At 33.6% G+C, this 14,039-nt stretch carries 10 protein-coding genes and 1 tRNA gene; all 11 read right to left on the bottom strand.

All coding sequences use genetic code 11. The features are described 5' to 3' along the window. Positions 1 to 9 precede the first annotated feature (9 nt). The 11 genes from JBL43_RS03305 to JBL43_RS03355 all read right to left on the bottom strand — a co-directional run bounded on the left by JBL43_RS03305 (position 10) and on the right by JBL43_RS03355 (position 13,810). Positions 10 to 1,434, bottom strand: coding sequence for a GDSL-type esterase/lipase family protein (locus JBL43_RS03305; protein ID WP_198840034.1), 1,425 nt, complete (start codon positions 1,432 to 1,434; stop codon positions 10 to 12). Next, a complete protein-coding gene (locus tag JBL43_RS03310; RefSeq protein ID WP_198840035.1) occupies positions 1,431 to 2,888 on the bottom strand; it encodes a sulfatase family protein in 1,458 nt (485 codons plus the stop codon). The genes JBL43_RS03305 and JBL43_RS03310 overlap by 4 nt, the downstream gene beginning before the upstream one ends. A gap of 25 nt (positions 2,889 to 2,913) precedes the next feature. Then, a complete protein-coding gene (locus tag JBL43_RS03315) occupies positions 2,914 to 4,509 on the bottom strand; it encodes a sulfatase family protein (RefSeq protein WP_198840036.1) in 1,596 nt (531 codons plus the stop codon). Between the two features lie 48 nt (positions 4,510 to 4,557). Then, a complete protein-coding gene (locus JBL43_RS03320; RefSeq protein WP_198840037.1) occupies positions 4,558 to 6,837 on the bottom strand; it encodes a beta-N-acetylhexosaminidase in 2,280 nt (759 codons plus the stop codon). Between the two features lie 769 nt (positions 6,838 to 7,606). Next, positions 7,607 to 7,681, bottom strand: a tRNA-Val gene (locus tag JBL43_RS03325). A gap of 99 nt (positions 7,682 to 7,780) precedes the next feature. Then, entirely contained in the window at positions 7,781 to 8,998 is a 1,218-nt protein-coding gene (locus JBL43_RS03330) for a bifunctional folylpolyglutamate synthase/dihydrofolate synthase (protein ID WP_198840038.1), read from the bottom strand. Between the two features lie 2 nt (positions 8,999 to 9,000). Next, the gene (locus JBL43_RS03335; protein WP_198840039.1) at positions 9,001 to 9,957 is read right to left on the bottom strand and encodes an energy transducer TonB; all 957 of its coding nucleotides are present in this window, start codon (positions 9,955 to 9,957) and stop codon (positions 9,001 to 9,003) included. A gap of 1 nt (position 9,958) precedes the next feature. Beyond that, positions 9,959 to 10,351: an ExbD/TolR family protein gene (locus JBL43_RS03340; protein WP_138950582.1), complete on the bottom strand. Its 393-nt coding sequence runs from the start codon at positions 10,349 to 10,351 to the stop codon at positions 9,959 to 9,961. A gap of 2 nt (positions 10,352 to 10,353) precedes the next feature. After that, the gene (locus tag JBL43_RS03345) at positions 10,354 to 11,055 is read right to left on the bottom strand and encodes a MotA/TolQ/ExbB proton channel family protein (RefSeq protein WP_138950583.1); all 702 of its coding nucleotides are present in this window, start codon (positions 11,053 to 11,055) and stop codon (positions 10,354 to 10,356) included. Between the two features lie 102 nt (positions 11,056 to 11,157). Further along, complete coding sequence (gene nhaD / locus JBL43_RS03350; RefSeq protein ID WP_198840040.1) at positions 11,158 to 12,543, bottom strand: sodium:proton antiporter NhaD; 1,386 nt, start codon at positions 12,541 to 12,543, stop codon at positions 11,158 to 11,160. A gap of 34 nt (positions 12,544 to 12,577) precedes the next feature. Then, entirely contained in the window at positions 12,578 to 13,810 is a 1,233-nt protein-coding gene (locus JBL43_RS03355; RefSeq protein ID WP_198840041.1) for a Glu/Leu/Phe/Val dehydrogenase dimerization domain-containing protein, read from the bottom strand. Between the last annotated feature and the right edge of the window lie 229 nt (positions 13,811 to 14,039).

Here is a 14,039-nt window from a genome sequence, read left to right on the forward strand (position 1 = left end):
GATTAAATACTATTGATTTGTTGCTTTCATAATAAAATCAACAATTGGCGTTGGATTTTGTAAGCTATGTGGATGATGTCCAATATTAGGTTTATGAATTACTTCAATCTGGCCCCCTAAACGTTTAACTCCTTTTTCAAAAGGTGTTGTATTTTCTAAAATAGGCACTACAACATCCGCATCACCTACTATATGTAACATTGGATAACCTCCTTTTACTATTTTTTTTACTTTGTGAATTGGGTTGTCTTTAAACCTCTCTAGTTTTCTTTCATTTTTCAACTTATACACCTTTTTAAAACGCCCCCAGTCTCCCTTACTTAATTTACCTTGACCCATTCCTCCTGGCCAACTCTTTCCATCTAAAACTGGGGCATCTGCGTAAATAGCAGCAATTTTTTTAGGATTTTTAGCAGCCCAATTGTAAATTATTAATCCACCTCGACTCATTCCTTCCAGAACTACTTTTTTAGATAACCCTGCACTCGTCATTAATTTATAAAAATAATTCCACCGCTTTAATGCTAATTTGCTCCCATAAAGACTACTAACATCACAATATGCAATATGAAAACCTCTTTCCAGTAATGCAATATCAGTTTGCGGTTCATGTCCCCAGAATCTTGCACGCAAAACCCAAGGGTGTCCTTTTGCTACTTTTTTGGGTACAACAATGTTACATTGCGTACTGTCAATTTTAAAATTTAACAAAGAATAACCATAAAAATTTTCGCTTTTTTCAATAGTAACATTTTTATCCTCAAAAAAGTTTATCGACTTCTTTTGCTCTTGATGAATTACTCCATACAATCTTTTAGCTATAATGGTTTGACCTAATCCAGAGGGATGAATTCCATCCGGCAATAAATCCTTTTTGTCCACAAACAAATGATATAAATCTATAACCTCAACATTCGAATTAAATGCCACTGACTGCGTCAAAGGAATAATTTTATTTTTTATAACAGGATTCCAAATTTTGGCAGTATCTTTAGTAAAAGCAGGTACTGGAAGCAATAAAACTATCCTTATTTTATCATTTTTATTTTTAAATGATTGAATCAAATTTTGATAGTCCTTTTCAAAATCATCTAAATAAACCCTGTTTCCCAGCTTACTATCATTGGTACCCAATTTCATAAATACAATATCAGGAATAAAATTGAGAGCTTCCTGATAAGCCTCAGTCTCAGTATATGGGTGATTGCCTTTGTTCAAAAGCGTTCTACCACTAACACCAAAATTTTTCACCTCGTAGTTATCACCTAACATTTCCTGTAATTGAGCGGGGTATGCGTTTTTTTCACGATTAACGACTCCAGCCCCATAAGTAATACTATTACCGACACAAGCTATTTTTAAGGGTTCTTGGGCTATTAACCCAACAGAAAAAGTTAAGAGAAAAAGAATTAATAGTTTACTTGATTTTTTCATGAAATGTTTTTATAAATAATTGATAAGTCTAATTGATCTCCCATTTTTTTCTGTAACTCCATTAATTCTACAAAAAGGGTTTTTATTTTTTCTTTACTCTGAGGCTCTGCAGCTATATCTTTCAACTCTTGGGGATCTTCTTTTAAGTTATATAAAAGAATTTTCTCACTTTTAGGATAAACGATTAATTTATAGCCATCCCTTCTAATCATTCTTTGAGATTTTTTCTCGTACGTTCCATAAATAGCATCATAACTTCCCTTAGAATCAGTTCCATCTATTTGAGTTACTAAACTATTAAACTCAACATATTCAGGTTTTTCTATTCCTGCCAACTCAAGTGTTGTGGCCATTACATCTTGCATATAAACATCGGTAGCAATTTTTTTACCTTTTGGAATATTGGGTCCTACAATCATTAAAGGAACCCGCATACTATGATCATACATATTTTGCTTTCCGATAAGTCCATGTTCGCCTACTGACAAACCGTGATCAGAACTGAAAAATATATACGTATTTTCCATAAGACCTTGTTTCTCTAAAGCATTAATTATGTCCTTTAGCTGATCGTCTAAATGGGTTGTTAATGCATAATATTCCTGCCTATTTACTTTTACAGAATATTCAGTTCTAGGAAATGGAGCCAATTTTTCATCTCTCAGGTTTTTTCCAGCTCCCATTGTTTCTGCATATGGGTACATTGGCATAAAACTTTCAGGAACTGATATACTATCCAACGGATACATATCTACATATTTCTTCGGAGATTGACGCGGATCATGTGGAGCGTTGAACGCTATATACATAAAAAATGGCTTTTCTTTAGTTGCCGCACTATCAATAAAAGACACCGCATCATCTTTTATCATTTCGCTCCAATGTTTGCCTCCTTTCCAATACCCACCAAATTCTCTTTTCCATGGTTTCCATAGGGTATCGTTCTCATTTTGTGGTCGGTTATATCCTTCAGGACTATCACCAGGCATGCCAGGAAGAACATGACCCACATGGTTAAAAATAGAATCTGCCTTAGCCGAAATATGCCATTTTCCAGTTGCGTAAGTTTCATAACCAGCATTCTCCATTAATCTCGGCCAAGTTTTATCAAGCTCTTTATTTTTACGAAACAATTTAGAAACTTCTTGAGCTCGCCAAACGGATCGTCCGCTTATGACCATTGCTCTTGAAGCTAAACAAATGGCCCCATTCCATCCTCCCATATTATAAGTATGCGTAAAAGTAGTACCCTCTTCGGCCAGTTTATCCATAGTAGGCGTTTTAACTTCTTTATTACCTAGAGTATGTACATCTTTAAAACTTTGATCGTCGGAAAATAGAAAAATAATATTAGGCTTTTTTACATTCTCTTTTTCTGCTATTGAATTTTCATTCTTTTCTTTACAGCCATAAAAACAAATAACTATGAGTAGTAACCAACTGATATATTTCATGACTTTAAGTATTACGTTTTAATTATTATTTATTCAAAAGACTAATTCTTTCCAATTCCTTCCAAACCTTACCATTCATTGGTGAATCATTTTGCTGATTCTCACCTTCTGTGCTTCGTCCATTTTCTATAGTTGAAACCATTAAAATCTCTAATTCTTCTGTAATTTCTGGATTCTCTTTAATTAAATTATTCGTTTCTCCTGGGTCTTCTTCTAAATTGTAGAGTTGATATTTAGGTAAGGTTTTAGCCAAATCAGAATTCGGTTTCGGATTACTCCAACCTCCCGAATCTGGACAAAAAATCATTTTCCACTTTCCTTTTCGGATGGCAAAACTTCCGTTGATGGAATGATGAATCGTAGCTTCACGCTCGTAATCCGATGCCTTTTCACTAGAAAAAAGTGGTACAATAGAATAACTATCTTCACCTTCACTATCTTTCAGCTCTGTATTTGTTAATTCGGCAACAGTAGCCAATAAATCCGTGGTACATATCGTTTTATCAGAACTAGAGTTGGGTTTAATATGCTTTGGCCATTTTACAATAAAAGGAACACGATGCCCTCCTTCAAATATATCAGCCTTATGACCTCTGTATATAGCACTTGGATTGTGTCCTTTTTCAGCTAAGACCTTATAATTGGCCTGAGGAGAACAACCATTATCACTTGTGAAAATTATAATAGTATTTTCTGCAATACCTGCGTCTTCAACTGTTTGTAGTAATTGTCCCATATAATGGTCAATTTGCATCATAAAATCAGCATATGAATTTAATCCACTTTTACCTTGCCATTCTTCGGTTGGTAAAATAGGTGTGTGCGGTGATGGTAGTGCTAAATACAAAAAGAAAGGTTTGTCTCTTTTAGCCTTTTGTTCAATATACCTAAACGATTTCTGGAAGAAATGTGGTGTAACATTCTCATGTACAAAATCAGAACCCGTTGGCCCTTCTCGCCACCAAGAATACTTCTCTTTATTTACTGTAACAGAATCTGGAATTACCGTAGGTATTCCGTTTTGAACGTATACATAAGGTGCCATATCTAAAGAACCTGAATGCCCATAAGAATAAGTAAACCCTAATTCTTTTGGTCCATTTTTTATAGGTTTAGAGAAGTCTATATTATCATAATCATCGGCATTCCAACCTGTACCACCAATAGAATCTCCCTGTTTTAGTGACCAATCCCAACCTAAATGCCATTTACCAATAAAGCCTGTTTCATATCCTTGTTTTTTCAACAAAGAAGCAACTGTAGTTCTACTATTTGGAATTAATGCCTTAGACACACCAGTGAGCACTCCATTTTTTAACGGACTTCTCCAATTATATCTACCCGTTAAAATTCCATATCTTGTTGGTGTACAAACTGCTGATGAAGTATGAGCGTCAGTAAATTTAATTCCATCAGCTGCCAATTGATCGATCATTGGAGTTTTTATTTTACCATTAACGTTATATGCTCCAATATCTCCATAACCCAAATCATCCGTAAGTACATAAATAACATTAGGAAATTGCTCATCAATCCTTTTTTCGCTTTCCTTTTTATTATTACAAGAAGGCATTAAACTAATTATGATTAAAAAAAGAAATTTATTTAAATATTGCTTCATTTTTTACTGTATTATTTATACCATTGAGCTTTACTTATTATTCATTGACTAGTTTAACTTAATTTCATCTATCCATATTTGTGAAGAGCTTCCACTTTTATGATGTCCTTCAGGAATTATCTCAAAACCATTTGCCTTAAATTTTAATACTTTCACTTTAACAGGATCAAAAGATATTGTTGTACTTACCTTATTTCTTCCTTGTTCTGATGCCTCTTCTAATTGTTCTTTTTTAGCCAATAACGTATAGGTTTTTCCATCAACGGAACCAAAAACTTCAATTTCTTTTGGTGGATAAATACCTGAAATGGTAAATCGTAAGGCATCAAATTGAATTTCTTTTACTTCTGTCTCATTGTCTAAAGTAATAGTTAAATCAACATTATTTGAAAAATGATACCATGCCTTATCTCCTTTTGAAAGAGCCCCATAACTTAAATCTGTTATGTCTTTAATTTCCTCTCCTTTTTCATTTATAACCTGGGCATTTTTAGCCAAATGAACAAGAAATTTTTTAGATGAAACATATCCAACAGCTTTTTCATTTTTAAATGCTCTGGCTTTCAATTCTGAATTTTCAGAAATAATTAAATTTTTATCATATGTAGGAGATTCAAAAGTGGGTTCTGTTCCATCCAAGGTATAATGAATAGCTAAACCTTCTACTTCCGTTTTCATGGTTACTTCAATCTCTTTTCCATTTCCATTATGATCTATCCAAGGGCTAAATGCACTTACAGCATATCGTACTTCTTGTGCGTCAAGTCTATCGAATTGAGTTAAAAGTCTGTCTGTAAAATCGTTCCAATTTTTATTTTTATTAGGTGTCCATGCTGTTTCTGCAATTGCATAAACCCTAGGAAAAGTCATATAGGTTAGTTTACCCCAATCACTTATAGATTCTGTCCACAAATTAGCCTGAATTCCTTTAATTAATTTTCCTTCTTCTGTAGTTAATGTGTCAGGAATAACCTTATAACTATAAGCTTTTGAAAGCAATAAACGTGAATATCCTAAATTAGGTTCTAAATCATCATGACCTTGTTTTAAATCAATATAACAATAATTACTTGGTGTCATAATTACTTCATGACCTGCTTTTGCAGAAGCGATACCTCCTCTTTCTCCTCGCCAACTCATTACGGTCGCATTAGGAGCCAAACCACCTTCCAAAATTTCATCCCAACCAATCATAATACGATTTCGAGAATTAATTATTTTTTCTATTCTTTTAATAAAATAACTTTGTAATTCATGTTCATCTTTTAGGTTCTCATCTTTCATTCTTTGTTGTGCAAAAGGGTCTACTTTCCACTGTTCTTTGTTACACTCATCACCTCCAATATGTACATACTTATAAGGAAACAAATCCATTATTTCGTTTAACATTTTCTCCGCGAACTGAAAAGTTTCTTCTTTTCCAGGGTTATAGGTGTTATTCTTAAAAACACCACCTGTTGCCACATAAGGTAAAGCATTTACACAACCAATTTCTGGATAAGCCGCAATGGTTGCTTGAGCATGGCCTGGCATATCAATTTCAGGAATAATTTCAATATTGCGTTCTTGAGCATAAGCTATAATTTCTTTAACATCCTCTTGAGTATAAAAACCACCATAAGTTGCCTTTTCACCTGACTTTTGCTCCGGCCTGCCCCACCAATCAGATTTATTTTCATCGGTATGATTGTAGTCCACTCTCCAAGCCCCAACTTCTGTTAGTTTTGGATAACTCTTAATCTCTATTCGCCATCCTTGATCATCTGCTAAATGCCAATGAAATCTATTCAACTTGAGTTCTCCCATAAAATCTATTACATCTTTTACTTGTTCTTTAGAAAAGAAATGTCGAGAAACGTCAAGCATATAACCACGCCAACCAAAAGCTGGGTAATCATCAATTGTTACCACCGGTATACCCCAACGAATGTTTTGTAGTGATTTTTTATAAATAGCTATTGGTAATAATTGCTTTAAGGTTTGTAAAGCATAATAAAAACCGGCATTTGTTGCTGCTTTTATTGTAATGCTATTTGTAGTTACTTTTAAGTTGTAACCTTCTTGGTTTATAGATTCATCAGAAGTAAAATTAATATCTCCTTGCCTTCCTATTTCAATTTTAGGAATAAAACCTGCTACTTTTTCAAATTGATTGAAAAATTTTGAAACTACATCTTTTTGTTCTTCATTTTCTACGCTAATTATTGAAGTCGATTTAATTTCAAAATGCCCTTCTCCATCTAATTGACTTATTGGTTTAGGAATAATATCGGCCTTACCAATCTCCAGTTCCACTTTTTTTTGATTACATGCAGTTAAGAGTATCAAACAAAACATTAATTTTATAATAGTTCTATACATAAATATTTACCGTTTATATTTTAAGTTAAAATCAATTTAAATGACATTTCAGTCTTAATTTTATTTTCTAAAGTTCCCTATTTAAAGAATACGCAATAAAAATAAAAAACTATAGTACTTAAGGAATTAAACACCTTCATTAAAAATTAAAACAAGTAAAAATAGTGTTATAGCCCATTGATAACAAATACTAAAGACTATAAAACTAATACTTTTTTTGCTTTAAGTTAATACTTAAACGATGTCTATTTTATTTTAAACTATATAGAAAATATGGTAAGATAGTTTTAATCAGGTTCGCAAATTGAATACTCAGCAAGATGAACTTTAATGGGAAAGAGTGTTACCTCCTAAATAAGCACAATCCTACATTTTTAAATGTAAAAAAAAAACGCAACTATTAGATTAAGAAACAGTGAAAGTTTAACTCGTATATAAAACCAAAGTAAACAAAATGGGATTAACTAACGTTGATCCCTAATAAGACCACTACTGCAACTACAATCCCTTTAAAAGCTAATACTTTTATTTCTATCCTGCTAAGCATAAAAAGATTCTCATTAAAATGGGATTAACTAACGTTGATCCCTAATAAGACCGCTACTGCAAATACAATCCCTTTAAAAGCTAATGCTTTTATTGGATTTTTTATTTTTAGCCTTAGAAAAGCGAGCTTTTCACGCCTAAAAATAAAAAATCCCGCAACAGCATAGCTGTTGCGGGATTGTGATTGATGTGGGCAATGAGGGATTCGAACCCCCGACCCCCTCGGTGTAAACGAGGTGCTCTGAACCAACTGAGCTAATTGCCCTATTTCAATTACTAGAGGACTTATTGCCCTAAAGCGGATGCAAATATAAATTAGTTTTTCATTATCACAAAGGTTTTTTAATAAAATATTAAATTAATTTTAAACCACCTCAGCAACTACAAATGTACTACCTCCTACAAAAATTAAATCTGTACTTTTTGCGTTACTTTTTGCCGCATTTAAAGCCTGTAATACAGACGAATACGATAATCCATTAAGTTGAAAACTACTCGCTTCAATACGTAACTCATCAGCATCTAAACCTCGAGGAATATCTGGTCTACAAAAATAATACAATGCATTTTTGGGAAATAATGGCAATACACTACTCAAATCTTTATCATTTACGACTCCAATAACGATATGCAACTCCTCAAAAACTTGTTCTGCCAATTGTTTTAAGACATAAGTTAAGCCTTCTTTGTTATGTGCGGTATCGCAAATTATGAATGGATTATGACCTAACGTTTGCCAACGACCTAACAAACCTGTATTTTTTACAACTTCCAAGAGTCCCTTTTTAATCTCTTTATCCGAGATTTTAAATCCTTGCTTTCTTAAAACTAACAACGTTTGAACCGCTGCTTTACTATTCTTTTGCTGATAAAGGCCAAGTAAATCACTTTTATAATCTTCAGTAACCTCATCTTCAGCAAAATAAAGTGGTGCCGCTAATTCTTCAGATCGCTTTAAAAAAACATTTTGTACTTCAGGCTGCCGTTCACTTACTACAACTGGAATACCCTTTTTGATAATACCTGCTTTTTCAAAGGCTATTTCAGGCAACGTGTTACCTAACATCTGAGTATGGTCAAATCCGATATTGGTTATTACAGAAACTTCTGGAGTTATAATATTCGTAGAATCTAATCTACCACCAAGACCAACTTCTATGATCGCAATGTCAACTTCTTGTTTGGCAAAATAATCAAAAGCTAATCCAACCGTCATTTCAAAAAATGATAATTTTTGTTGCTCTAAAAAAGTCTTATTATTCTTTATAAACTGAACAACTTCTTTTTCAGAAATACAGTTACCATTTATTTTAATACGCTCTCTAAAGTCTTTTAAATGCGGCGAAGTATACAAACCTACTTTATAACCAGCTTCCTGTAAAACAGACGCTATCATATGGCTTGTTGAACCTTTTCCGTTCGTTCCGGCAACATGTATACTTTTAAACTTTTGATGTGGATTACCAAGGTGTGCTGTTAAAGATAAGGTGTTGGTCAAATCTTTTTTAAATGCAATTTTGCCTTGACGTTGATACATTGGAAGTTGTGAGAACATCCAATCTAATGTTGCTTTGTAAGTCAATTTTAATTCGATAAGGAAAAGTTATAAATAATAGAACCTACCTGTTTTGAAGGAGCATTGGTATCTGAGTTAAATTTTGTTTTTAAAGCAGCTTCTTTAGCTCTTTTAAGTAAACATGGAGCAGAATTTGTTGTGCCTTTTATACCTGCAGTTGCGGCTAAAACACGTCCACTCTTATCAACCGAAATACTAACAACAACTTTTCCTTGCTCATTACAATCATACGTTGGCTTCGGAGTTGAAGTCGCCTTTCTATTTCCTAAACGATAGTTTCCTCCGCTTCCACCACCGCCATTGCCGTAATATCCGCTCGCATTTTTATCACCATTAGGGTTTCCTTTATCTCCAGCCTTACCATCATCACCATCGCCACCGCTGCCAGTTCCGCCCGTTCCATCTCCTTTTCCTAACTTATCAAACATACCATCCAAGCCTTCTCTTTTAGCAGCTTTTTCAGCTCTATCCTTCGCTTCTTTTGCTTCTTTAGCAGCTTTTTCGGCAGCTTTCTGCTTTCTAATTTGCTCTGCTTTTTGTTTGGCTTCTCTATCCGCTTTACGTTTTGCGTCTTCTATTCTTTTTTTTGTCGCTTCTGCTTTTCTTTCAGCTTCTTTTTGCTTATTTATTTTTATAGACTCAGCATTATCATTTGTGATAACATCTTCTGCCTTTGAAGGCGTAGCAACCGCTTCAGTTGGTGTTTCTGGAACTTCTTCGACTTCTTCAACAACTTCTTCAACCTCTTCTACTTCCTCTTGAGAAGCAGATGATGATGGTGCAGGTTCTGATTGCGTATTACCACTACCAACATCTGATGTACCAAAATTTACAGCAATACCATACTCTTCTGGCGGATCTAAATATTTTAGTCCGAAGGTAAAAATCAAAAACAACATTATCCCCATTATAATGGCAGTTAATATTGCTGACTTACGTTTGTATTCTGTATCTAAAAGGTCCATTTTAATTCGGTCTAACCGCTAAAATTACTTTGAATTTATTTCTATTGGCAATATCTAATACATTAACAGCCTTCTCAATAGGCACACCTTCTTCCGCACGTAAAACTATAGTTGGATTATCTTGTGTTGATAAAATAGATAATAAACTTTGTTCAATATCCTTTTCACTTACCTTTTCTCTATCTATATAAAAATCTAATCCTTTAGTGATACTCACTGCCACTGATTTATTATTTTCAGTTTTACCCGACGCCTTGGGCAATAAAATGTCTAAGGCATTTACGGTAACTAATGTTGAAGTTAACATAAAAAATATCAATAACAGGAATACAATATCCGTCATTGACGACATATTAAATTCAGGACTTACTTTATTTCTACCTCTAAAATCCATGTTTATGCAGGTTCATTTAAAAGGTCTAAAAAGTCAACCGATTGTGCTTCCATTTGATAAATTACTTTATTAGTACGAACAACCAAATGGTTATAGGCTATATATGCTATAATACCTACTATTAATCCGGCAACGGTAGTAGTCATTGCTGTATATAATCCGTCAGATAACATTTTAATGTCAATTTGTCCGCCTGCATTCGCTATTTCATGAATTGCAACAATCATTCCAATTACGGTTCCTAAGAATCCAATCATCGGAGCTGCACCTGCAATCGTGGCGATAACACTTACATTTTTTTCTAATTTGTAAATTTCTAATTTACCAGCATTTTCAATTGCAGTGTTAATATCCTCTAAAGGCTTACCAATTCTAGAAACTCCTTTTTCAATAAGTCTAGAGGCTGGTGAAGAGGCTTGTGCACATAAAATTTTTGCAGCTTCTAACTTGCCATTCGAAATATGATCTCGAATCTGATTCATAAAATTCTTATCAGTTTTTGAGGCTGCCTTTATAGCTAAAAAGCGTTCGAAATAAATGTAAAGTGCAATAGCAAGAAGTACTACCAAAATGGCGATAATTATCTGACCGCCAAGTCCACCATCCATTATGAGGTCATAAATAGATAATGTTTTTTCTTCTGGAATAAGTTCTTCTAAATTTTCTTGAGCTGTTTCAACACCTTGTTGGATTGTGAGTAACATATAATAGTAGTAGTTTTAGGGATAATAGATAGGTAACGAAATATTTTAAAAAAAATTGTTTGATTTATAAAAAAAATCCCGCCTTATGCGGGACTTATATTTTTACAATGTTTCCATAAAGAGTAAAGCAAAATAACCGACTATAAAACCTATAGCAGCTAACCATGTAATATTCTTTAAATACCATATGAAATCAATCTTTTCCATACCCATTGCGGCGACACCAGCAGCTGAACCAATAATAAGCATACTACCACCTGTACCTGCAGAATATGCAATTAAATGCCATAGACTAGAATCCATTGGTAAATCATACATACCCATTGACGCAGCCACTAAAGGAACATTATCAATAATAGCACTTAAAATACCTAAAATAAAGATAACAACAGACTGATTAGGAATGGCACTATTGAGTATTTCTGCAACATATCTTAGAGTGCCCACCTGAACCTCAACTCCATCAATGTTTACGCTTCCATAAACCAAGGCTTCTAAAGCCGCTACAGCCATTAAAATACCCAAGAAAAATAAGATACTTGACATTTCTATTCTAGATAATGCTTTATGTGCCGAGTACAAATGTTTACGTTCATTTGTAAAATCTTCTTCAGGGTGAATATATTCAGAAACTAACCAAACAACACCTAAAGCTAACATCATACCTAAATAAGGAGGTAAATGTGTAACTGTTTTAAAAATTGGAACAGAAACAATCATTCCTAATCCTAAAAAAAGCATTGTTTTACTACTTAATAAAGATTTATTTGCCTCATTGTACTCATTAGGATCTGTATTCACGTTGCCTTTAAATGCAGGCAACAACGTAGCGACAAATACAGGAATTACCATACATATTATCGATGGTAAAACCAATCTTTCTACTAAATGTAAAGCCGAAACTCTTTTACCTATCCACAACATTGTGGTTGTTACATCTCCAATCGGAGACCACGCTCCACCAGCATTAGCTGCTATAACAATCATACCCGCAAACCAAAGTCTATCGTTTCTTTCTGGTATTAATTTTCGTAATAAGGTTATCAATACAATTGTTGCCGTTAAATTATCTATAATGGCAGATAAAATAAAGGCTAATATTGCTAAAATCCATAATAATTTTTTCTTACTTGTAGTCTTAACCCAACTCTTAAGAACATCAAAACCCTGATGTAGGTCTACAATTTCAACAATTGTCATTGCTCCAATCAAAAAGACTAAAATCTCAGCTGTTTTACCTAAATGATGTAGTAACATATTGGTAAAACCTTCTTCTACATGCTCTTTATCATGTGCTCCTAAAAAATCAAAAACATTTTCATGACCATCAATAACATTAAACCAACCTTGATGAAAACCAATTGCTAACAAGGCCCACATTAATGCTGCCATGAGCAAGGCAGGGACAGTTTTATCTAATTTTAAAGGGTGTTCTAGAGTTATTGCTAAATAACCCATTACAAAAATAAGTATAATTACTGCCGTCATCGTTTGGTTTTTAATTTGGCATAAATATATAAAATTAAATCAATTGTTCCAACGCAATTCTAAAGCCATTTTTGCAAATATCTGTTTTGTAAGGATGTAAGTCATATATTTTTTTTATGGCTCTAAAAATAGTTTCAGAAGTATCTTTAAATATAGCTTCATCTCGCATTGGAATTTCAACTTTACTCTCCATTAAATATGCAAAAACACGTGCAATACCACAATTGGAAATAAAATCTGGTAAAAGACTCACTTGCTTATCTGTGTATTCCATTATAGGTCCAAAGAAAATTTCTTTATCTGCAAAAGGGACATTTGCACCAGGTGAAATCACTTCCAATCCCGTTTTTATCATGGACGTAATTTGCTCTTTCGTAACTAGTCTTGAAGCCGCAGCAGGAATAAAAATTTCTGCAGGAATTGTCCAAATACGTTCATTCATTTCTTCAAATGGAATCATCTCTTCTGCAACCAACATATTTCCTCTTTTATTAAGAAACATTTGCCGCACATCTTCTGAACTAAATCCATTTTCATTAATAACCCCTCCACTCCTATCTATTATACCTACAATTTTTGCTCCTAACTGATTTAAATAGTAAGCGGCAGCAGACCCTACATTTCCAAACCCCTGAACAATAGCTCGTTTCCCCTTAATATCACCTCCATAAACATCATAGTAATGTTTAACCGCTTCAGCAACACCATAGCCCGTTAACATATCAGCAACTGTATATTTTCTTGAAATCTTTGGAGTATATTTAGGATCTTCTATTACCTTTATTACACCATGACGTAATTGTCCAATTCTATTTATTTTCTCAGCTTCTGTTGGTTGAAAGTGACCATTAAAAACACCTTCTTGAGGATGCCAAACACCACACTCTTCCGTAAGCGGAATTACATCGTGAATTTCATCAACATTTAAATCGCCACCCGTACCGTAGTAATGCTTTAACAACGGAGACACAACCTTATACCACCGTTCTAGAACGCCTCTTTTCCTAACATCATTCGGATCAAAGTTAATTCCCGATTTTGCACCACCAATCGCTGGACCAGAAACCGTAAATTTCACTTCCATGGTTTTTGCCAACGACAACACCTCGTTCATATCCAACCCTTTACGCATTCTTGTACCACCACCAGCAGCTCCTCCACGCAGTGAATTAATAACCGTCCACCCCTCAGCTTCAGTTTCTGCATCTTGCCAATGGAATACTATTTCGGGTTGTTTATCTTCGTACTTTTTTAATAATTCTTTCATTTCTATTATAATTCAATTATACATTAACATCTTTTACGCAAGACAAACTTGCTTCTCTTAAAACAAAACACATTCTATGTAGTTATAACTGATTCATAATATTATTTAAATAAAGGTTGAATTATTTTTTAAATTTCTTTTGAACACTTAAAGTAAAAACATATATTTAAAAACTAAATTTTAAACTTAAAAAGTTAGTATTCTTACAATATTAGTTACTAATATAGTC

This window comes from Aureibaculum flavum, from assembly GCF_016406085.1.
GTDB lineage: Bacteria > Bacteroidota > Bacteroidia > Flavobacteriales > Flavobacteriaceae > Aureibaculum > Aureibaculum flavum.

Bases quoted from the DNA above. Each gene is read 5' to 3' on its own strand.
- JBL43_RS03305 (WP_198840034.1), bottom strand. From the start codon at position 1,434: ATGAAAAAATCAAGTAAACTATTAATTCTTTTTCTCTTAACTTTTTCT.
- JBL43_RS03310 (WP_198840035.1), bottom strand. From the start codon at position 2,888: ATGAAATATATCAGTTGGTTACTACTCATAGTTATTTGTTTTTATGGC.
- JBL43_RS03315 (WP_198840036.1), bottom strand. From the start codon at position 4,509: ATGAAGCAATATTTAAATAAATTTCTTTTTTTAATCATAATTAGTTTA.
- JBL43_RS03335 (WP_198840039.1), bottom strand. From the start codon at position 9,957: ATGGACCTTTTAGATACAGAATACAAACGTAAGTCAGCAATATTAACT.
- JBL43_RS03340 (WP_138950582.1), bottom strand. From the start codon at position 10,351: ATGGATTTTAGAGGTAGAAATAAAGTAAGTCCTGAATTTAATATGTCG.
- JBL43_RS03345 (WP_138950583.1), bottom strand. From the start codon at position 11,055: ATGTTACTCACAATCCAACAAGGTGTTGAAACAGCTCAAGAAAATTTA.
- nhaD (WP_198840040.1), bottom strand. From the start codon at position 12,543: ATGACGGCAGTAATTATACTTATTTTTGTAATGGGTTATTTAGCAATA.
- JBL43_RS03355 (WP_198840041.1), bottom strand. From the start codon at position 13,810: ATGAAAGAATTATTAAAAAAGTACGAAGATAAACAACCCGAAATAGTA.